At 62.1% G+C, this 20,931-nt stretch carries 15 protein-coding genes and 3 pseudogenes; 7 read left to right on the plus strand and 11 right to left on the minus strand.

All coding sequences use genetic code 11. The annotated features are described in order from the left end of the window. Window positions 1-4 precede the first annotated feature (4 nt). Window positions 5-1,045: an ABC transporter substrate-binding protein gene (locus J1C56_RS15985; RefSeq protein WP_420797405.1), complete on the minus strand. Its 1,041-nt coding sequence runs from the start codon at window positions 1,043-1,045 to the stop codon at window positions 5-7. 127 nt (window positions 1,046-1,172) lie between these two features. After that, window positions 1,173-3,434, minus strand: coding sequence for a TonB-dependent siderophore receptor (locus J1C56_RS15990; protein WP_338001448.1), 2,262 nt, complete (start codon window positions 3,432-3,434; stop codon window positions 1,173-1,175). A 402-nt stretch (window positions 3,435-3,836) separates the two neighbouring features. Between J1C56_RS15990 and J1C56_RS15995 the strand changes: the two genes are divergently transcribed. Continuing rightward, the gene (locus J1C56_RS15995) at window positions 3,837-4,745 is read left to right on the plus strand and encodes a helix-turn-helix transcriptional regulator (protein WP_214391047.1); all 909 of its coding nucleotides are present in this window, start codon (window positions 3,837-3,839) and stop codon (window positions 4,743-4,745) included. Between the two features lie 875 nt (window positions 4,746-5,620). Beyond that, a complete protein-coding gene (locus J1C56_RS16000) occupies window positions 5,621-5,932 on the plus strand; it encodes a DUF736 domain-containing protein (protein WP_214391048.1) in 312 nt (103 codons plus the stop codon). 73 nt (window positions 5,933-6,005) lie between these two features. Here J1C56_RS16000 and J1C56_RS16005 read toward each other — a convergent pair whose 3' ends face one another. Both J1C56_RS16005 and J1C56_RS16010 read right to left on the minus strand, forming a co-directional pair. Next, window positions 6,006-6,416 carry a WGR domain-containing protein gene (locus J1C56_RS16005; protein WP_420797401.1) on the minus strand — a complete coding sequence of 137 codons (411 nt, stop codon included), beginning with the start codon at window positions 6,414-6,416 and terminating at the stop codon, window positions 6,006-6,008. Window positions 6,417-6,630: 214 nt separating this feature from the next. Beyond that, a pseudogene (locus J1C56_RS16010) lies at window positions 6,631-6,777 on the minus strand (TraC family protein); the annotation flags it as partial. 255 nt (window positions 6,778-7,032) lie between these two features. Between J1C56_RS16010 and traA the strand changes: the two are divergent. Next, window positions 7,033-10,335: a Ti-type conjugative transfer relaxase TraA gene (gene traA / locus J1C56_RS16015; protein ID WP_214391051.1), complete on the plus strand. Its 3,303-nt coding sequence runs from the start codon at window positions 7,033-7,035 to the stop codon at window positions 10,333-10,335. 226 nt (window positions 10,336-10,561) lie between these two features. Here the strand turns inward: traA and J1C56_RS33655 are convergent, their stop codons facing one another. The 6 genes and pseudogenes from J1C56_RS33655 to J1C56_RS16045 form a co-directional block, all read right to left on the minus strand. Next, entirely contained in the window at window positions 10,562-11,644 is a 1,083-nt protein-coding gene (locus J1C56_RS33655; RefSeq protein ID WP_420797406.1) for a succinylglutamate desuccinylase/aspartoacylase family protein, read from the minus strand. Next, a pseudogene (locus J1C56_RS33660) lies at window positions 11,621-12,328 on the minus strand (amino acid ABC transporter ATP-binding protein); the annotation flags it as partial. The gene J1C56_RS33655 and the pseudogene J1C56_RS33660, both read right to left, overlap by 24 nt. Before the next feature lie 88 nt (window positions 12,329-12,416). Further along, window positions 12,417-13,076, minus strand: coding sequence for an amino acid ABC transporter permease (locus J1C56_RS16030; RefSeq protein WP_214391053.1), 660 nt, complete (start codon window positions 13,074-13,076; stop codon window positions 12,417-12,419). Next, a complete protein-coding gene (locus J1C56_RS16035; protein ID WP_214391054.1) occupies window positions 13,066-13,725 on the minus strand; it encodes an amino acid ABC transporter permease in 660 nt (219 codons plus the stop codon). Before J1C56_RS16035 ends, J1C56_RS16030 begins: the two co-directional genes overlap by 11 nt. Beyond that, a complete protein-coding gene (locus J1C56_RS16040; protein WP_246591434.1) occupies window positions 13,722-14,609 on the minus strand; it encodes a transporter substrate-binding domain-containing protein in 888 nt (295 codons plus the stop codon). The genes J1C56_RS16035 and J1C56_RS16040 overlap by 4 nt, the downstream gene beginning before the upstream one ends. Before the next feature lie 109 nt (window positions 14,610-14,718). Next, window positions 14,719-15,426 (minus strand): hypothetical protein, encoded by a 708-nt coding sequence (locus J1C56_RS16045; protein WP_214391055.1) that lies wholly within the window; start codon window positions 15,424-15,426, stop codon window positions 14,719-14,721. A gap of 143 nt (window positions 15,427-15,569) precedes the next feature. Here J1C56_RS16045 and J1C56_RS16050 point away from each other — a divergent pair, with 143 nt between their 5' ends. Next, complete coding sequence (locus tag J1C56_RS16050; protein WP_420797402.1) at window positions 15,570-15,875, plus strand: helix-turn-helix domain-containing protein; 306 nt, start codon at window positions 15,570-15,572, stop codon at window positions 15,873-15,875. Window positions 15,876-16,196: 321 nt separating this feature from the next. Here the strand turns inward: J1C56_RS16050 and J1C56_RS16055 are convergent, their stop codons facing one another. After that, complete coding sequence (locus tag J1C56_RS16055; RefSeq protein WP_214391056.1) at window positions 16,197-16,646, minus strand: Ros/MucR family transcriptional regulator; 450 nt, start codon at window positions 16,644-16,646, stop codon at window positions 16,197-16,199. Window positions 16,647-17,096: 450 nt separating this feature from the next. On the opposite strand from J1C56_RS16055, the gene J1C56_RS16060 reads away from it, so the two are divergent. The 3 genes and pseudogenes from J1C56_RS16060 to J1C56_RS16070 form a co-directional block, all read left to right on the plus strand. Beyond that, window positions 17,097-18,716 carry a VPA1262 family N-terminal domain-containing protein gene (locus J1C56_RS16060; RefSeq protein ID WP_214391057.1) on the plus strand — a complete coding sequence of 540 codons (1,620 nt, stop codon included), beginning with the start codon at window positions 17,097-17,099 and terminating at the stop codon, window positions 18,714-18,716. Continuing rightward, window positions 18,709-20,496 (plus strand): hypothetical protein, encoded by a 1,788-nt coding sequence (locus J1C56_RS16065; protein WP_214391058.1) that lies wholly within the window; start codon window positions 18,709-18,711, stop codon window positions 20,494-20,496. Before J1C56_RS16060 ends, J1C56_RS16065 begins: the two co-directional genes overlap by 8 nt. 291 nt (window positions 20,497-20,787) lie before the next feature. Continuing rightward, window positions 20,788-20,922 (plus strand): annotated as a pseudogene (locus J1C56_RS16070) (integrase); the annotation flags it as partial. Window positions 20,923-20,931: the final 9 nt, after the last annotated feature.

Below are 20,931 nucleotides of genomic sequence, written 5' to 3' on the forward strand. Positions count from 1 at the left end.
AGCTTCATGGCCCTGTAGTCTGGTCGAGCCCGATCCAGAACTTGCCTTCGAGTGGCACGGCCATGAACCGGCTGTTGATCTCGGCCAGCGTTCGCGCCGGATCGAGATCGGCGAAAAGCTCGGGATGGCTCCATTTTGCGAAGCATTCGAACACCAGCACCGAGAGAGCGGAGATCGAAAGCTGGTGCGAGACACCAAAGGCGCGGCCATCGCGCACGGCGCTGAGTTGGCCAAGCAAGTTGCGGCCAGTCACCGATTTCAGCGAGGCGCGCGCGTCCGCTGCATCGACACCCCCGCCGACAACGAGCCCGCCTTGTGCCGCAAGATGCGGTCCGCCGGTGCCGATATAGACGTGTGGATCGACACCGAGCACGAACTCAGCATTGATCTGGCCGTCATATCCCGGGACATCGTCCGAGCCGATGCTGTGGCCACCGGCCAAACGCATCATTTCGGTGATGCGGTTGTGCGCGCCGGGGATGGCGCAGCACAGTGTGCCGGCATGGGCATCGATCAGCACTTCCGGGCGCTCGACAACACCCTTCAGTCTTTCGGTCACCAGTTGGTAGCGTTGCCCGACGAAATCGGCGAAGGCGTTGGCCTCGGCCTCTCGGCCGATAGCTTGTCCCAACAGCCGCATCGAAAAACTAGTCGCTTCGGCTGGGCCCCGAGCGTCGTTTTCGGGACCGTCGAGAAAGATCACCGGTACGCCGGCGGCATCGAGCAGCTGCACGGCACTTTCCCAGCCGGGTTGCCAAAGGCTGACCACGAACAAATCCGGGTCCGCACTCAGGATGGATTCGACCGACACATTGGCCGGCATCACCTCCCCTGTGACGGGAATGTTGTCGATTGCAGGGAAGCGCTTTCGGAAGGCGGTATACATGCCGCGATCGAAGCGCTGCGGTGCTGCCCAGCCTGCGAGTTTGGACACCGGCTCTGGATCGATCAATGCCAGCGACAACAGTAGCAGCGCTTCGTTGGTGACGATACGTTTCGCCGGCGCTTCGAGCCGTATCTGGCGGCCGGCGGCGTCACGCAACACTACCTCGGCATGCACTTGGGACGCGAAAACCAACGCCGCCAGGCAGCAAAGCACGGCAACAAGACCGAAACGGTTTCGGCCCGCTTGCCTGCCAGTGATCTGCTTCAGCTGTCCATCGAGCACACGATCACCACGTGGTTTTCAGGTTCGCCGTGATCGCGCGTCCCGCGCCATAATTGCAGCTGCCACCGGTCATGTTGAGGCAGTGCGATACATAAGTCTCGTCGAACAGATTGGTGACGTTGACGCGCAGCCTCGTGCCTTCGAATTCCTTTTTCAGCGCACCGAAATCGAACTCGGCGCCGATGTCGACCAGTGCGCGGCCGGGGATGCGCAGCTTATCGAGATAAGTGGCGTCGGTCTGGTAGGACGACATGGCGCGAACGCCGGCACTCAGCGACAGTCCCTCGGCATAGGTCGGGCTGTAGTGGACCCACAAGCTACCCTGATGCTCGGGTAGGCGCAGCATCTCGCGCCCGACCGAGACAGGATTGTTGGAGCTCAGCACTTCGGAGTGCGAATAGGCATAGGAGGCGAGCAGGTCGATTTCAGGCGTCAGCTCATATTTGCCCTCGATTTCGACGCCGCGCACGCGCTGCTTGCCTGTCTGGACATACAGCGTCGGTTTTGTCGGGTTCGGGTCGGTCAGGGCAGGTGTCAGTGCGTTTTCGAGTGTCATATCAAACAGCGACAGCGAAATCAGGCCTCGCCCGTCAACCGGTTCGTACTTGACGCCGATCTCATACTGCCTGGCGTCCTGGGCAACGAAAGCATTGCCATCCTTGTCGGTGCCGAGGAGTGGCAGGAAGGCGGTCGAATAGCTGGCATAAGGTGCCAGGCCATTGTCGAACAGATAAGTCAGACCGACACGACCAGTGAGAGCTCGATCCGTGGTCTCGACCGCTGCTGCCTTGGTGATGCGATTGTCAGTGTCGATGTCTGAAAAGTCATAACGCAGGCCGAACGTGCCGACCCAGTTGCCGTAGCGCAGCTGATCCTGAGCGTAGAGGCCGATCTGGTTCTGCCGCTGATGGGCCGAGGTGGTTACCGGCGCCATCGGGATTGGCAGGCCGTAGATTGGATTGTTGAAGTCGATGCCGGGCACGGGCACCCCCCTGGGGGAGTTGCCGAAATTGGTGTCGGAGACGCCGCGGACATAGTCAATGCCAAACAGGGCGGTATGGGCGACGTCGTCCGTCTGGAAACTGGCTTCGGCCTGGCTGTCGACGGCAAAGGTCGAAGTCCAGTCATCGGAAACGGCCGACACGCGGTCGAGCTGACTCGATGGCGCGCCGGTATAGGCAAAGGCCGGGTTGACCAGCGCCAGGAACATGTCCTGCTGGGAATAGCCGTAACGCAGGTTCTGCCTGACGGTCCAGGTCTCGTTGAAGCTGTGCGAGAACTCGTAACCGACATGGCCATAGTCGCGGTTGAATTCATTGGCATTGGTGTCGCCAAGGAAGAGGTCGCGCGGGATCTGGCCAGCCGGATTGGGCAGCAACGTGCCGACAGCGGGATAAAAGCGCGGGCTGAAGATGTCGCGGTCGCGCTGGTAGTAGGCATAAAGCGTCAGTGAGGTGTCATCGCTGGGGTTCCATGTCAGGCTTGGCGCCAGCATGATCTTGCGATCGCGCTCCATGTCGATCTGGGTGTTCATGTTCTTGGCAAGGCCCGTGAAGCGGTAGAGCCAGTCGCCGTCCTCGGTCAGCGCACCGGTCATGTCCACCGCGCCCTGTATGCCGCCGAAGCCGCTGGTCTCGACCGAAACCTCGCGATAGGTCTCGGCCTGCGGTCGCTTGCTCACCTGGTTGACCAGCCCTCCCGGCACGGCGCGGCCGTACAGGACGGAGGCCGGCCCCTTGATGACCTCGACGCGCTCCAGCGCATAGGGATGGATGCTCGGCGTGGCATAGTTCAGCGGGTCGCCCGCGACGGCCAAGCCGTCCAACCACATCGTGCCATAGCTGTTGAACCCCCTGACATAGAGCCAGTCGTAACGCAGGTCGTAGCCATTGGGATCGGGCAACACACCTGGAGTGTAGCGCAGCGCCTCGGCTACAGAATTGACGCCTTGCGCACTCATCTGGTCGCGGGTGACGACGTTGATTGCCTGCGGCGTTTCAAGGAGCGGCGTGTTGGTTTTGGATGCAGCCGCACTGCGCTTGGCAACGATGCCGCTGTCCGGCCCGCGCGGGCTTTCCGTGCCGACCTCGATGGTCTGGAGAACCAGCGGATTGCCGTCCGCTTTGGCAGGCTTGGCCTGCTGGGCATAGGCGGGCAGGGCAAGGATCGCGCTCAGCACGGTAGACGCCAGAAGCAGCGCGCGGCTGGCGCGCCGGCCCTGTTTACCTATCGCCGAATGGTCCTGCAAAGTCTCTGTACCGCCCACGTGTCGTCGCCCTTCTTCAGAGCGCCGGGTGTCCATACGGACGCGCCCAAACGCTCTCGTCATCGTTTTGCGCATGGCCTTGGTGCCGTTGCGTCATAAACTTGACAATTGTGATCAAGTTAACCTATTCACTAAGGCACCATGGCATGGCTGACAACGCAGCGACCTTTGCGCGACGATCAGAAACATTTGCGGTCCAACGAAATCGCACCGCAAAGCCACGGTCGCGCAGGCCTGTTAGGCCACGTCAGGCTAAACATGCTCGTGACAGAAAGGGCATAATCAATGAGGTCGGGCTCAAACCAGCATGCCTCGGCTCCAGACGCCAGCAAGCGCGTCCGGGTCAGCGATTTCATGCGGATGGACGGCGTTGTCCTGGATAGCCGAGATGACCGGTTGTCCATGGACGATACGCTGATCGAGGGCGCATATCTGCACCAGGAGCTTCGGCAAGGTCTGTTCCTGCATGTCAGCGACGCTGTCGAGAAGCGCGAATTCACCGTAACCTCGCGCCAGCGCGAAGAGCTGTCTTGCATCTTCTTTCTCGATGGCGAGATCGACCTTCGGATCGGCGACCGCAGTTTCGCTTTCAAGGGCGACCTGCGCAACGCAATGCAAGGTGCCGCCATCATGAGTTCCGGCCGTGAGAGTTTCAAGCGGGCGTCGGCTGGACGTCAGCATGTCCGCCATCTCGTGGTCACAGCCACGCCCGAATGGCTCAACATCGACGCCATGGAAGAGATCGGCGACGAACGCCAGGCCAAGGCTCTACTCAAGGACAATCTCGCCGACCACCGCTGGACGGTGACGCCGCGCGTGGCCGAACTGGTCCGTCAGATCCTTGCGCCGCAGGTTTTCACGCCTGCACTGCGCAACCTCTATCTCGAGGGCCGCGCCGTCGAGATTGTCGCCGAAACCATCTCTGCGGTCATGCATGCCGACCGCCGCACTGAACAAGGTTCCATCCTGCGCGGCCACGAAGCCGTCCGCCTTATGCGTGCCAAGGAACTAATCGCTGAAAGCCTGACGGCATCGCTGAGCGTCGAGTTGATCGCGCGAGAATCCGGCATCAGCGCCAGCGGGCTGCAGCGCTTGTTCCGCCTGTCAGAAGGTCACAGCGTCTTCGAATATGTTCGCCGGCGCCGTCTCGACCGCGCCTTCGAAGCGCTCAAGGTTGGCGAGACCACTGTGCAGGAAGCCAGCGCCATCGCGGGTTACTCAAGTCCGGCGAATTTTGCCACTGCGTTCCGGCGGCAATTCGGCATTACGCCCCGCGAGGTGCAGTTCCCATCGTTGGGTCTACGGAACTAGCAGTCTCGGGGCGCGCCAACCTGCGCGGCCCGAGACTGCTAGTTCCGTAGCACCGCATTTGCAGAGGGCTCAGAATTTGTAATTCAGGCCAAGCTTGAACTGGTCGACCTGGAACTTTGGTCTTTTGCTCTCAATGGCAACGCGGCGGAGATAGCGCTGGCATGGATGTCGCCCCTGACCGCTTCGCAATAGTTCCGTTCGATGTCGGTATCCTGCATCTGCGCCAGTATGGCCTTGCCGGTGGCTGGGACGAGTACCGCCGTGCGGCCGCCGAGCGGAGACTGCCGAGACCATGCGTTGGCTATGATTACCTAGCGGTCCAAACAGCAGTGCCGGGATCAATCCCTCATGCTGACGACGGTGGTCGTTGGATTTTGGGCTTGCGCTGACAGTCTGCTGAACCGTGTAAGACCGCAGGCGGCGGCCCTGTCGGTGGGCTTTCTGCGGTGCTTGAGACCGCTCTCAGAGAGCAAGCGACATCTCCCCCCATGACACGGGCGATAGCGGATCGAGCGGGCGTGCCGGAAGCGGAGGGGTTCGTCGCCCGTCAAGTCAGCGTGCGATGACAGATGACATCGGCGTACTGGCCGCAGCGCCCTTCCTTCCGTGTCGCGACAGCCGGGTCCTTCCGCGGGCTCGATGGGGCATGTCTGACCGGAGAGCGGCTTCGCCTCGATCGTTGTCCCGCAACGGCAGGCGCAACTTTCTTCCCCAGCGAACTGCGTTCGCATTCCTCGCGCCTCAAGAAAGCCGCTTCCTGCCGCCCTCCATTTCATTCCGGCCCTGACGGGTGCGGTCCGATCGTCTCCGATCTTTTCGACTGCCATCGAGGTCGCGAAGGGCGCGGCCCGAAACACGAGAAAGGAATATCACTCATGGCTACCATCGGCTCATTCACCACCACCGCCAACGGCTTCACCGGTTCGATCAAGACCCTCACCCTCACCGTCAAGGCCCGCTTCGAGCGCATCGAAATCCCCTCCGACAAGGGCCCGCACTTCCGCATCTTCTCCGGCGCCGTGGAACTCGGAGCCGCCTGGCAGAAGCACTCCGAGCAGAGCGGCCGCGACTACCTGTCGGTCAAGCTGGACGATCCGAGCTTCCAGGCTCCCATCTACGCCACCCTGGTCGAGGTGGAAGGCGAGCAGGGCCTCCAGCTCATCTGGTCCCGTCCCAACCGAGACTGACCGGCCGAGCTCGGCCCCGCTCACAAGGCGGGGCCACAGCTCTGGTCCTTGGGGCGTCAGCGTTGGTCTCATCTCAAACACCTACTGTCCCGGCATCTGAGACGTCCCTTGGTGCTCGATAGCCCCGCCATTGCTTCATCGTCTCCAGCCGCTTCAGAGCGCGTTGAGCGTCGTCGGTTTCGTCGAACGTTCGATCATGGCATGTTCGTTGGTACCGATCCCACCCCCAGTTGGAAATGACCGATGCACTGCCAAACAAGGTCGGCTTGAGAGTGAGGCCGTAGAACCGGCGCATGTTCAAAGTCCGGTCGACGCGGTGGGGGTACGGAGCTGAAGTGCGGAGGCGCGAAAGACGTCGTCCCAGGCCGATGTCTGGGTCGGCGGGTCGGTCCTCACCTATGTCACTAAAGCAGCAATGTCCTCCTCCTTCTTGCCGCGGAAATGACAGATCCAGTTGAGGGCGTTGAAGTCGGTCGCGGGTCAATGGAATCGAGCACGATGACCTTGCTGCCGGCTTTGCGGAGGCGCGTGGTTCACTATCGGTGCGATCTCGAAGGACGGATCAAGTACGACCAGGCCGCCGCCAAATTTAAGCGCAGTCGGGATCGTCACCTACGTGGTCTTGAAGCCACCCGAGACGGCAAAGACGATACCATTAGACGAGCCTAAGGAGCGGTCGAAACAGAGGAGTAGCGAACTGCCAGCAACTCGCCCTCTTCGATCGCACCGAGCCCGGCCCGGAGTGCGATCCGCCCGATGCGCTCAGCCTCGCGCATTTCCGCCTGCCTCAGTTCCCCTTGCAGGCGGGAGATTTCTTCCCTGATCTTCGACGACGGTCTTTTCATTCCGGTAGCCTCTTCCCTTGTTCTGGATTGAGCGAAGCGCCAGGTCAGGATCGACGGGGAGGGTGCGAAGCACATCCCCGTTTATTGTGCAGTCGGCTGTGCCGACACTCTGCACGATGATCCCGCCGTTCGAAAGGAGCGGCCAAGGGCGCAATTATACGTCGCTGACGCGACGCCTTGCTCAACGGCCTGTCCAGCCAGCCGCTCCTGACGAACGCACGAGTGTCCGTTCGCTATCCAGGAGCAATCTCTGCCGTGGCCGTCCCGCACTTCTCCGTCAGCATTGTCAGCCGCGGTGACGGCCGCAGCGCGGTGCTGTCTGCCGCCTACCGCCATTGCGCGAAGATGGAGTACGAACGCGAAGCGCGCTCGGTCGATTACACACGCAAGCAGGGGCTGCTCCATGAGGCGTTTTCGGTGCCGCCCGATGCACCGCAATGGCTGCGCAGCCTGATTGCCGACTGCTCGGTGGCAGGTGCTTCGGAAGCCTTCTGGAACAAGGTCGAGGCGTTTGAGAAACGCTCGGACGCCCAGCTTGCCAAAGACATCACCATTGCCTTGCCGCTGGAGCTTTCAGCCGAGCAGAACATCGCGCTCGTCAGTGATTTCGTCGAACGACACATCCTCGCCAAGGGCATGGTAGCGGACTGGGTCTATCATGATGTGCCAGGTAATCCGCATGTCCATCTGATGATGACACTGCGGCCGCTGACCGAGGACGGTTTTGGTCCCAAGAAGGTTGCTGTCATCGGTGAGAATGGCGAGGTCTTGCGTAACACCGCCGGCAAGATCGTCTATGAGCTTTGGGCCGGTGGGGTCGACGACTTTGCGGCTCTTCGCAATGCCTGGTTCGAGATCCAGAACCGACATCTGGCACTTGGCGGGATCGACCTGCGTGTTGATGGTCGCTCTTATGCCGAGCGTGGCATCGATCTCGTCCCAACCACCCATATCGGCGTTGGCGCCAAGGCGATCCAGCGCAAGTCAGCGATTGAAGGCCATGAGATGTCGCTCGAGCGGATCGAGCTGCTCGAGGCACGGCGCAAGGAGAATGCGAACCGAATCCTGAAGCGACCCGAGATCGTGCTCGACATCGTCTCCTCGGAAAGAAGCGTCTTCGACGAACGCGACATCGCAAAGATCCTGCACCGCTATGTCGACGATGCCGGCACGTTCCAGCAGCTGATGGTGCGCATTCTGCACAGCCCCGAGGCGCTGCGTATCGAGCGCGAGGGCATTGACCTTGCAACGGGAGCGAAGATCCATTCCCGCTACACGACGCGTGAGCTGATCCGCATCGAAGCCAGGATGGCGAAGCAATCGCTGTGGCTGTCACAGCGCGCATCACATGGCGTTCGAGATGAAGTGCTGGACAGCGTGCTTTCGCGTCATTCGCAGCTGTCGCAGGAGCAGCGTGTCGCCATCGAGCACGTCGTGGATGAGGCACGGATCGCAGCTGTCGTCGGCCGCGCCGGTGCAGGCAAGACCACGATGATGAAGGCAGCACGCGAGGCGTGGGAACTGGCCGGTTATCGTGTTGTCGGTGCTGCCCTTGCCGGCAAGGCAGCGGAGGGCCTTGAGAGGGAAGCAGGCATCGTCAGCCGCACGCTGGCATCGTGGGAACTGCGCTGGAAGCAGGGCAGGGACATGCTCGACAAAAGCACGGTGTTTGTTGTCGACGAAGCTGGCATGGTTGCCTCAAAGCAGATGGCACTGGTCGTTGAAGCGGCAACCATGGCCGGCGCAAAGCTTGTGCTGGTCGGCGATCCCGAGCAGCTCCAGCCGATTGAAGCAGGGGCTGCGTTTCGGGCAATAGTTGACCGCATCGGTTACGCCGAACTCGAGACCATCTACCGCCAGCGCGAAGAGTGGATGAGAGCCGCCTCGCTCGACCTGGCGCGCGGTCGCGTCGCAAAGGCGCTCGGGGCTTATGGCGAGCACGGCAGAGTGTGTGGGTCAGAGCTCAAGGCACAGGCGATCGCCAGCCTGATTGCCGACTGGAACAGCGACTACGATCCCACGAAGACAACACTCATCCTCGCCCATCTTCGCCGCGACGTGCGCGAGCTCAATCGCCTGGCGCGCGACAAGCTCGTCGAGCGCGGGATTGTCGGCGAGGGACATGCCTTCCGCACCGAAGACGGTCTTCGTCAGTTCGACGCTGGTGACCAGATCGTCTTCCTCAAGAACGAGACTTCGCTCGGTGTGAAGAACGGCATGATCGGACGGGTCGTCGAAGCCGCACCAAACAGGATCGTTGCTGCCATCGGCGAGGGTGAACATCGCCGGCTGGTCACAGTCGAGCAGCGCTTCTACCCCAACATCGATCATGGCTATGCGACCACGATCCACAAGTCGCAAGGCTCGACTGTCGACCGGGTCAAGGTACTCGCTTCGCTGTCGCTGGATCGGCATCTGACCTATGTCGCAATGACCCGGCACCGCGAGGACATGGCGCTCTATTACGGGCGCCGCTCCTTCGCCAAAGTGGGCGGGCTCGATGGCGTTCTGTCGCGAACGAATGCCAAGGAAACCACGCTCGATTACGAGCGCGGCACACTCTACCGGCAGGCACTGCGTTTTTCCGAAAACCGCGGGCTGCACATATCGCGTGTTGCCCGCACGCTGGTTCGCGACCGGCTCGACTGGATGCTGCGCCAGAGGCAAAGGCTTGCCAATCTGGCGCAGCGATTGCGTACCAGCACCGAGCGCCTCGGCCTGTTCCAGCGCCCCTCGCTACAAACCTGGAAAGAGGCCGAACCGATGGTCGCCGGCACCAAGGTGTTTGCCAGGTCGCTGGCCGATGTCGTCGAGGAGAAGCTTCTCGCCGACCAGGCCCTGGCAAAGCAGTGGGAGGAGATGTCGACGCGCTTTCGCTACGTCTTTGCCGATGCGGAGGCCGCCTTCCGGGTGATGGACTTCAGTGTGCTTCTCACAGACCCCAAGGCCGCGCAACAGACGCTCGCTCGGCTGGTTAGCGAGCCGGCATCGATCGGAGCACTGAATGGGCGGACGGGTCTTCTCGCATCGAAAGCGGACAAGGAGGCGCGTCGTGTTGCCGAGGTCAATGTGCCGGCGCTGAAGCGCGACATCGAGCGTTATCTCAAGCTGCGCCAGGGCGCTGCCGAAAGGATCGGGACCGAGGAGCAGGCGCTTCGTCATCGAGCTTCGATCGACATCCCGGCGCTGTCACCGAATGCGAGGGCGGCGCTTGAAAAGATCCGTGAGGCCATCGACCGTAACGATCTTCCAGCTGCTCTTGGCCATGCCCTCGACAATCACGAGGCGAAGCTTGAGATCGACGGCTTCAACCGTGCAGTAGCCGAGCGTTTTGGCGAGCGGACCTTGCTTACCAACGCAGCCAGGGAGCCTTCGGGCACTGTCTTCGACACGGCCGCCGAAGGCCTTCGTCCTGGCGAGCGCGAGAAGCTGCGTCAGGCCTGGCCGGTGATGCGCGCCGCCCAGCAGATCGCTGCCTATGAGCGGACGTCGCAGACATTGAAGCAGACCGAGCAGTTACGGATGGCGCAGCGCCAGGGCTTGGTATGGAAGCTATGACACGGGCGCACCAAGATTGTGGTTGCTATCGCGGCGCAGATGCGGAGGCCATGCGATCATAGAGTTGAAATCGTCGCCAACCCGCGTGGCGGCTCGGTCACGCACGCCCGTGCCGGGTAGTCCCTTTGATAACGTTCGAGCCGAGGCCGCGTACGCTTATGTTGCGAAAGCCGGTGGTATGGTCCTGCGCGTCGAAGGGGCACGCAATGTCGGTGGTGCATGAGGACTAGGGTACGTCCACTACAAGCTTGAACAAGCAATCTCCAGGCTCAGTAAGGGCAGGGGCTCGTTGGCAGGCAACGAGACCAGACTGCGCGAACTGCACCGATCTGGCAGGCTCGGACGGCCCAGCGATCGGATGAATGACGCCGGCAAGATCTCCGGCCTGAACCTCGTCTCCCACCGCCACCGCCGGCTCGAATATCCCCCTGACCGGCGCATAGGTGAAGGCATGCCTGCCATCGACCCGCATGGTCCGGGTTGGCCCCGCCGGCTCAACGATGGCGTCGGGCAGGATGCCCATATGTTTCAGCACACGCAGCACCCCGTCTCGCGCGAGCGTTTCGCCCGCCCGTGACATCGTCGCTCCACCGCCGAGTTCGGTGGTCAAGGCAGGAATACCGAGCGCCTGGGCTGTCGCCGACAGGGTTGTGGCGCCACCGCCACCCGAACCATCACTGATCGAGCCGATGGGAGCGCCGAAGACGCGCATGAGTTCGATCAGCTGCGCCGTCTCAGTTTCAGACCGGCCCACGCGGATCAAGCAGCAGGGGAGGTAAAGCAGCGAGGTGCCACCGGAGTGCAGGTCAATGACGATGTCGGTGAGCGGCAGCAGCACCTCGGAGACGTAATGGGCGATCGTCTCAGTCGGTTTGCCATTGGCGTCGCCGGGAAACATCCGGTTGAGATTGCCCTGATCGAGCGGCGACACGCGCCTGCCTGCGTCGACCGCGGGATAGTTCAGCGCCGGCAGGATGATGATGCAGCCGCGGAGCTCGCTTGCATCGAGCTGTCGGGCAAGCTTGCCGAGTGCCACCTGGCCTTCATACTCGTCGCCATGATTGCCGGCGAGCAGAAGAGCGGTCGGTCCGACACCATTCCTGATGCAGACGATCGGGATCGGAATGGTGCCATAGGCGGAACGGTCGCTCGAAAACGGCAACCGCAGACAAGTGATCTGCTTGCCGTCCTTGTCAAAATCAATGTCCGTCCAGATGCGTGTGTCGGTTGCCACTGGTCCCTCCCTCCTCATCAATGCAGCAGCGTGTTGAGGAAAGACTGAGCGCCTGGGCGTCGAAAAGAACGTCATCGGCGAGGCCTGTTCGACGATGCTGCCCTGATCCATGAACACGACCTGGTCGGCAACTTCGCGGGCAAAGCCCATCTCATGGGTGACGCAGATCATCGTCATGCCTTCCTGGGCCAGACCGGTCATGACGTCGAGCACCTCCTTGACCATTTCGGGGTCGAGCGCGGAGGTTGGCTCATCAAACAGCATCAGCCGCGGGTTCATGCAGAGCGCACGTGCGATCGCCACACGCTGCTGCTGCCCGCCTGACAATTGTGCAGGGTATTTGTTGGCCTGTTCGGGAATGCGGACCTTTTCCAGGAAATGGCGCGCCAGGCTCTCAGCCTCCTTGCGCGGCATGGAAAGAACCCGGCGCAGTGCCAGCGTGCAGTTCGACAACACAGTCAGATGTGGAAACAGGTTGAAGCTCTGGAACACCATTCCGGTCTGGCGACGCGCCAGTGCTGTCTCCCTGGCATTGTCACCCAGCCGGACCGTGCCCAGTGTGACGGTTCCCTGCTGGTAGGCTTCAAGTCCGTTGAGGCAGCGGATCAGGGTCGACTTGCCCGAACCGGACGGTCCGCAGATCACAACGCGTGACCCGCTTGGGATGGTGAGGTTGACCACCTTCAACACATGGAAGGCGCCATACCATTTGTTGAGCGAGGATATCTGGACGGCAGCTTTGTCGTCTGTCAGGGTCATGGAGTATCTCTATATCAGCTTGAAGATAGCGAGCTAAGTGTTTGATTTCGTGCACACGTGACTGGCCGCTAGGATGCCGGCTTGTCGGCTATCTGGCTGTCGGCCCCATCAGCCTGTTTTCAAGCCGTTTGATGGCGTGCGAGATGAGGAGTGCGAGACCCAGAAAGATCAGGCCGGCGACCGTCAGCGGCTCGGCATAGCGGTACGTCTCGGATGCGATGTCGAAGGCACGGCCCAGCATCTCCGGCACCGCAAGCACCGCCAGATAAGGCGTCGCCTTGAGGATCGAGACGAAGTAGTTGCCCATGGGTGCTGCAATGTTGCGCAGCATCTGCGGGGCGATAACAAAGACGGTCATATCGATCCTGCCAAGCCCAAGCGCCCTTGCAGCTTCGCCCTGGCCATTGGGAATGGCATCGATGCCGGCCTTGAACACCTCCGCGAGATAACCGCTGTAATAGAGGCTGAGCCCGATCATGCCTGTGGCAAGCGCACCTAGGCGAATGCCGTAGAACGGCAAGATAAAATACAGGCAATAGAGCCAGACCAGCACCGGCGTTGCCCTGATGAAGTCGATCAGGAAGCGGACGAAAAGTCCTCCCAGTCCACCCGAGCGGCGGATGAGTTCAAGGCCAAATCCGATTGCCGAGGCACCAACACAACTGACCGCTGCCACCAGCAATGTCATGCCAATGGCGCCAAGGATGGTCGGCACCGTCGACAGCGCAAAGGCCACATCAAACTGCACAACGCGCCTCCCTTGCCGGGTTGATGCGCCGTTCCACCCAGCGTCCGAAAAGCGCTACCGGATAACAGACGATGAAGTAGGCGAGCAGCAGCGAGGTGTAGATCGGCACCGGGTCGTATTCGATCTGCGAGATCTCCTTGGCGCGGAAGGTCATGTCGGTCAGCGTGACCAGCGAGACAAGCGATGTCGCCTTCACCAGTTGGATGAGCTGGTTGATGAAGGTTGGGCTCATGGCGACCAGCGCCTGGGGCAGTTCAATGCGCAACAGGATGGTGGAACGCGACAGTCCAAGCGCGTGGCCAGCTTCCTTCTGGCCACGGTCGAGTGCCTGCAGGCCGGCTCTGACGGCCTGGCTGGCATAACCGCCAATGTTGAGCCCCAGCACCATGGCACTGACCGTCATCGCCGACAGCGCCAGTCCGGCGAGGGGAAGGGCGTAATAGAACACGAACAGCAGGATGATGACGGCGGAGCTGCGCCAGAACTCGATGATCGAGGTCACCACGAACCGCGCCGGGCCCGTCGTCATGTATTGGGCGACGCCAAAGATGAGGCCAAAGGGAATGGCAAAGACAAGGCCATAGAGCGTCACCAAAGCGGTGACGCGAAAGCCCTGCAGGATGCCGAGCCAGATCTCGAGGATGCTCATTTGCCGGCACCAGCCGTGCCACAGAGCTTCTCGACGGTGACGGTATCAGGCACGACCTCAGACTCGCCAAAGCCATATCTGGCCATGACCGTGGTCACCGTTCCATCCTTTGTCAGTGCCAGAAGCCGTTCGTCCCACAGTGCCCGCAGATCCTGGTCTTCGGTGCGGAACGCCACAGCCGCATAGGTTGCCTGTTCGTCTGTCGTCACGAAGGGGCTGGCGCTCTCCAGTCCCTTCAGCTTGCCACTGGCAAGCAGGCCGATCGCGGTGGGGGAGGACAGCACCGTCACATCGATGCGGCCGGAGCGCAGGGCCGAGATATTCGCCTCGATGTCGGGGAACAGCAGCATGTTGCTCTCCGGCACACCGGCTACAGTCGCGTTCCTGACCGACACGCTGCCGCGGCCGGCACCCATGATGATCTTCTGGCTGACGATATCGTCGAAGCCATGGATCTGTTTTGGATTACCAGTGAGCACGATGGCTGCGTCATGGACCTTGAGATCGGGTGCACCGAAGGCAACCTGCCGGCAGCGCTCAGGCGTGATGGAAAGACCCGACGCAACGGCATCGAAGCGGCCGGCCAGCAGCCCGGGGATCAGGGCGCCAAACTCGGTGACCCTGATGTCGATCTCCTTGACGCCAAGTTCGGCAAAGGCAGCCCGCAACAGATCAGGATGCCATCCCTTGGCCTCGCCGGTGGCTTCATCACGAAAGCCCCATGGCGTCCGGTTGTGAATGCCGATGACGATCTTGCCCTCGCGCAGGACACGCTCCTTGGTTGTCTCGGCAAAGGCCGGACCACCTGGCAAGGCGACGATCAGCGCGAGCAAAACGCACCACATGAATGCAAGCCGCAGGCGTACAGAACCTCTGAAGGACATTCTCTCTCTCCCATTGTTGTAAAAGGTTGCGTCGACCGCCGCTCCAAGGCACGCGTGATGCGTGGCCGCACGGCAACGCTGCCACGCCTCCTGCGAAGCGGCTATGCGCTCAGCTTCGCCGTGGATGGCTTTCGCGGGCTATGGTGCCGTCTGACATGGATGCGCAAAGGCGGTTCGTCTCGCCGTCCAGGCCGCGATCCCCGGCGGGCTGGCGTCGGCTATCCGCCGGCAGCGCGTCCGCGCCGCGGTCGCCCAATGCCTGGAGATCCGCCAGGACCGACTGAATTTGCGGCCAGGGGAATGCCGATGTGTCGCCCATGTTCTCGCCACCGCCGACGATGATCCTCAGCTTGGCGATCACCCCGGCAAGTGATTGGGCGGGAGTGGTTGTAACAGCGTCGAGGATCTCTTCTTCGGCCTCAACGGCCTGTGCCTCGGCAGCACGGGCTCGCGAGTACCCGACCTTCTGGTCAAGCTCGTTCCAACGTGCCTGATCATCTGCTGGCTGCGGTGCGCTCTGCTGGTCCTTCTCAGCTCCACCGCTTGGTTCAGAAGCCTGCAGGGCATTCCTGATCCTTATCTCCAGACGCTGCTGCAGCCGGCACAAAACCACGGCCATGTGGTGTGCCTGTTCCCACTCCTGAAGAAGGACCACGCATGGGTCGATGGGCCCAAGCAAACGCGCGGCGAAGCGCTCCATGGGCGTAGCAGCAACCGCAGCACTGCCACCTCTCGTATCGTCATCCACAGCACAGCTCTTCCTTCGTCCCCCTTGAGTGACGAAAGGCAAAGCTGTGGTATTGTCGGAATCAGCCATGATCCGAGCTCCAACCAGCTAGGGTTTGGTCAGGTTGAACAGGGTGTTAGCGCACCTTGTTCAACCGCTCACTACCTACCAAGCCCACAGACGACTTTATGGTCGCCTCCGGACAAGCGGACAGATAATGCCAGAAGTACTATATGATGCCAGAAGTATCGTCAAGCCGCATGGATGAAGACAATACGCCCGGCACCATGGTCCTGACTAGCGAGCACGTCCGCGCAGCAAGAGCCTTGTTACGTTGGGATCAGAAGACTTTGGCTGAGAAATCGAAAGTCTCAGTTCCGACGATAAAGCGACTTGAGCCAATCGCCGGCCCGCTTAAGGCAAACAAAGTAACCAGAGCTGCACTTCAGCGAGCGTTGGAGCAAGCAGGCGTCGAGTTTATCCCGGAGAACGGCGGCGGTGTCGGCGTTCGCCTCACTCACAATTATCGCAAGGTGTGAACTTCGTCCGGAGGGCGCGCCAACTGCGGCTGTGGGCGGGGTGGGGGGTGAGCCGCAGCTGGCGCTAAGCTCTTGGGTATGCCTTGGAGGGGCGGCAGGAGCCTGACAGCAAATTAGACACAGCTAACACAACGTCAACCAACGCTAGCGTGTCTGGTGGAGAGCTGCCGCAACTAGCGAATGCCTGAGCTTTCAGCGCTGATTATCTTGATCGGGCGCTGCGCCGGCCGCTTCTTGTAGACCTGTACTCGACCCAGAAATTTCGGACGTAAATTTCCGGCTGGTACCGCCGCTGGAACCAGAGTGGTATCTTGGCGGTGACTACGCCTTGGTCTTCCTTCCAGCTTTTTTCACAGGCTTCTTGTGGCCAGGTTTTCGACCGAGGCCGAACTGCTTCGCCAGCTCTGAGCGCTTTGCCGAATATCCGGGAGCTACCATGGGGTAGTCAGAGGGCAGGGACCACTTGGAACGATACTCTTCAGGGGTGAGCCCCAAAATACCAAGATGCCGCTTGAGGGTTTGGTACTTCTTACCGTCTTCCAGGCTGATGATGTAACCGTCCGCGACAGTCTTCTTAATAGGCATCCGGGGTGTAGGCCGCTCTTCCGGCGACGTCGCCGGAGTGCCGAGCGTGCTGATGCTGGAATGGATTTGGGCAATCAAGCCAGGCAGTTCTCCGGCCGGGACAGGATTGTTCGAAACATAGGCGGCCACGATATCGGCAGTGAGCTCAATCAGCTGACTATTGGGTTTTGGCAATACTTCGGTCATCACAATACCTCCGGAGAGTACTCGGCTACCTATCTCCGGTAGCGGAATTTTGTCCACGACGAAACCCAGGCGTTCCAAAAAGCACAAGCTCGGCAGCCGTTGGACGTCCGCTTTGCGCCCCATTTCTGCCGTTCGGGCTATCCTGGCGACCTCCTGAAAGCGGCCAGTTCCCCTAGGTGCGCTATGGGGTGGTTTGCTACCATTCTGATCATTCGCTCCCGACGACCGCAAAGCGCCAGAAGCGGCCTCCAGAGTGGGTCCGAAAACACGACATTCCACTCGCCAGCCAGATGAGAAAAGGGGCTCATTCAGTCGGGCAGGGTGGACGTCGGACTCGCGTCCCGGCTGACTTTCGGATATTCAGCCGCAATGCAACCGACGGCTTCCCTTGCGCCGGCATCGCCGCCAGGGCGGTGGCCGGCCCTTGTCCCCGGCGACTACCATACGGGCGTGGTCCGTCTCGTCACGCTCGCGCGCGATCGGCAAAGTCACCTGCTATTCGCCTCGGTCGAGCTGCTGCCGACCGAAATGCGAGTCCCGCCCGACCCTCCTGGCGGCGGGTGGTGGGACAACTTCGGTGACAATCGGCTCTGCGTGAGCCGTACAGCGCTGTCGTTGGCCGATGCGCTCAATTGGTACGAGACGTTGAAGCAGGGGCAGGCCACCGTGCCGGGCAAGGCCTTTGCTATCAGCGCCTCAGCGCTGGGCTCCGAACCGGACTACGACGGCTTCACGGTTCTCGCCGAACCGCCACCCTTTTCGCCCTCCTGGCACGGCCGGCCCCGGTTGCATCGCTTGGTGCCCATGGCGGAGCTGGCCGAACCGGTCCAAGCGCTGCGCGATGGCGTGGTCGACGTCGACGCTCAGGCCCGCGCCCGGCAGTGGATTCGCAGCCACGTCCATTTCGATCTGCTAGCCTATGACGACTGGCTGGGTGGGGGCGTTCTAATCGCGCCCAATCCGCTGCTTCGTGGCTTTGGCGCGCGCATCGTCAATCGGTCGGTGACACCAGAGACTCTGGAGCTTGGCGGGACCCCGCGACGGGGCGCCAATGTCACGTCACTGCGAATGGTGGTCGAAGAGGTTCGCGCAGGCGCGCCGGCGTGGCGCGCCGAAGGCTCGCCCAACGCACTGGGCCGCTTCCGTGCTCCGGCGCGCTCCCAGGTCGCTATGGTGCGCGAGGAGTTGTTCTGTCCCGTGCGCGGCGTATTAGGCCGCGAGCCGCCGGCCCTCTTCTTCCGCAGTGTCTCTGTCTCCTCCTCTGTGGTAGCCGAGGCCAAGGCTCGTCACGTCGACCCGCCGGCCCGGGCCCCTGATGCGGGTGCGCGCACGGTGTATGTCCAACCCGCCCCAGCGCGGCGATCTGAGCCCCCTATGACGCCCTTGCGGGCGCTCGAACACCTCCAGCACGCGCGGGCCGAGCGGCAGGGCGCGCTCCGCCCTGCGGAGGCCCCGCAAGTCCCGCCCGGCGTTCGTCTGTTTGAGCACAATCGCGAGGAGACGGTGGATTGGATATGTGGGCTGATCGCCCGCGCCCGCTTTCACGTCCTGTTCGTTGACCCTTACTTGGACGCCGACGACTTGCAGCAGTTCGCGACGGCCACCCAGTACCAGGGCGTCGCGATCCGCGGCCTGATCAATCCTCGTTCCCGCCGTCACAAGCGTATCGATCCCAACGGGGATAGTTTCGGGGATCTCATGCTGGGGAAGATCGCAGCCTTCCGCGACCCGGCCCAGGAGTTAGGCGAGATCGACATCCGAGTCTCCCGGGGGCGCCGTCTGCACGACCGCTTCCTGCAGATCGACGAGGCCATCTGGCACGCCGGCCATTCTTTCAACAAGGTGGGGGGAGGCGAGATCAGTCTGATGACGCTCGTCGCGCGACCTACGGAACTGGCCCAGGCGCTCGCAGAAACCTTCGCCGAAGCCGAGCCCTTCGACAGTTGGTGGGAAAATCGGCCGCCGGCGACTTGGTCACTGCGGCAAGAGGCCGGTCATCAGCTGCGTCGCTTGGCCAAATGGATCGAGCGCTCGCGCCCGGGCAAGCCGGAAGCAGGTGCCGATGACTGACGGCTTGACCCTTGCAGCGCCAGCGGACGGCGCTGCGGCCTTGGCCGTCGCCTTGGCGTGGATTGGCGCGTCGGAGGGCTCGGACGAACCCTTCTCGCAGAGTTTAAAGCCGCTGGACACCTCGGGCGCGCCTGGAAGCTTGGCCGAGCACTTAGCAGCGGCCGACCTGCCAGCCTGGCGCGATGCGATCATCGCCACGGCCAGTCCGGACCAGCCTCTACACCTTGACCCATCCCTGACTTGGCTTATGGCGCACGCGGCCCTTGAGGTCGCCGCAGCGGCGACCCGGACCGGCCTCTTCTACGCCGTCGACGAACTGCAAATGCTCAGCGAGATCAGTGATGCTGATCTCGCTACGGCGATCTGCGCCCGTGTCGTGGGGCAGAAGGAGAACTACCCTCTGCTGACGCGATTGCAGACCCGCCTGCAGGGACTGTGGGACTCTCGCTTCAACAACCGCCTGAGGCATTACGCCGAACGGACGGCCGGGGCGGCGCTGACCACGCGCAGCCTATGGCCCCGCCATGATGGCATTCCAATGGGCGATGGCTGGGCGCACCAAGCTGCCGCCACCCTCTGGCCCGAGCGCTACATGGCGCTACTGACGGGTCTGCCCTCGCTTTTTCAATCCGGGTTCGCCGAGTCGCTGGAGCCGCTCGACGTCGGCCGGGTCGCAGCTTTGGTCGGCGCCTGCCCGCTAATTTTTTCGGACGACGGCGCGCCCTTGGGCCCGGTCGTTCCGTTCGTGCTGCTTGAGGCGATCGAGAGGCGCCTCCTCGCCATGGCTGTGGACGACATGTCGGGTGCCGAGGCCGGCGTCGCCTGCCTCTTGGAGGCAGTCCTGTCTCGGCCTGACGGTCAATGGCTGGGGCGGGCATGGCTGCAGCAGATCATTTGGCGGAACGGGCACCGTCGGGCCGGCCGCGGACAGGTCGATGTCGACGCCCAGCGCGCGGTTCGCGACCGACTCCTCGCTGGCCTGTCCACCCGCATCGCACCGCTCAGCGTAAAGGCGTTCGAGTGGATCCGCGCGGAGGAGCCGCTTTGGATCGTGCATCGGATCTTGGCCGAGGCCTCGATCCTTGAGGCGCATGGCGATGCAGTTGCAGCGGCCGAAATCCTGGCTAGCGGGGTCCGGCAGGGGTTGGTGACGGCGACGGGCCGCGCCGACGGCATGACCACGCGCTCGCCGGAGTCCGACGTGGTCGCCCGCGTCCTCTCCCGCATTCCGGACCTCACCCAATGGTTCGAGACTTTGTGGCGGCAAACCTACGAGGTGCGGGAAGCGCTGAGCTATCCTGCCCGGCGCGACCTCGACAACCCGGCCTACCCGGTCCTCTCGTGGGGCTTGAACGGCTTGAACGCCTCGCGGCACGCCCCGCTCGACCAGGCGGGGCTTTGGCGGGCGATCGCCGGCGCGGTGTTCGAAACTCAGAGGATCGACCCCAATGCGTGGTTGTTCAACGGTGCAATGCCGCCCATAACCCGTGTCACCGTGCAATTGGGCGCGGCGCTCGCCGAGCGGGGCATCGTGCTTGTTGATGATCTGGCCGAGTTTTTGGGCGATCAGCTTGACCCGACCGCGGAGCACGTCCGGCTTTGGCAGATCGCACGGGCCGAAGCCTCTGATGCGCTGACACTGGAGGTCGGCCGCAAGGTCGGCGCCGCCTTGGTGCGCGATGCGATCGAGACCGCCCTTAACGAGCCGCAGCCCAGCTGGGACGTGGCGTTGGACGCTGCCGCCAAGGCGGATCTGGCGGACTTCGCGCGGCGCCTCTGACACTTGTTGGGGTTAGTTGGCGCTTTAGGCGCACAGCTGTCCATGAAATGCAGTTGGCTCCCCAACACGCCAGGAACTGAACATTCGGAACGTCCGAGGTGGGTCAGAGGCGGTCATTGCAGGAGCAAGTGGTTGGCTGAAATGGGGTCCAAGGCGCTAGTTGGATCGCTGCGATCGGAGGGCGGCCATGCAGGACAAATGACCAAATGCGGACTGCTCTGACCCGCTGCCTCTTGAGGCTAAAGTCTGTGCGTTCTTCCAACGGTCATCATTGGCCAAAGGAGAACTCAAATGGGTATCGCACAATATGATCCTGCTGCACTGGGTCGCCCGGCGTGGAACGCCGGACGGACGGTCGGAGCAAAGAAGCCCCTGAAGCAGCGGCAGATTTGGGCAATTCGCTTCTTTCTCGATAGAGAGGGGCGCCAATCGCTG

The organism is Aminobacter anthyllidis, from assembly GCF_018555685.1.
GTDB classification, from domain to species: Bacteria; Pseudomonadota; Alphaproteobacteria; order Rhizobiales; family Rhizobiaceae; genus Aminobacter; species Aminobacter anthyllidis.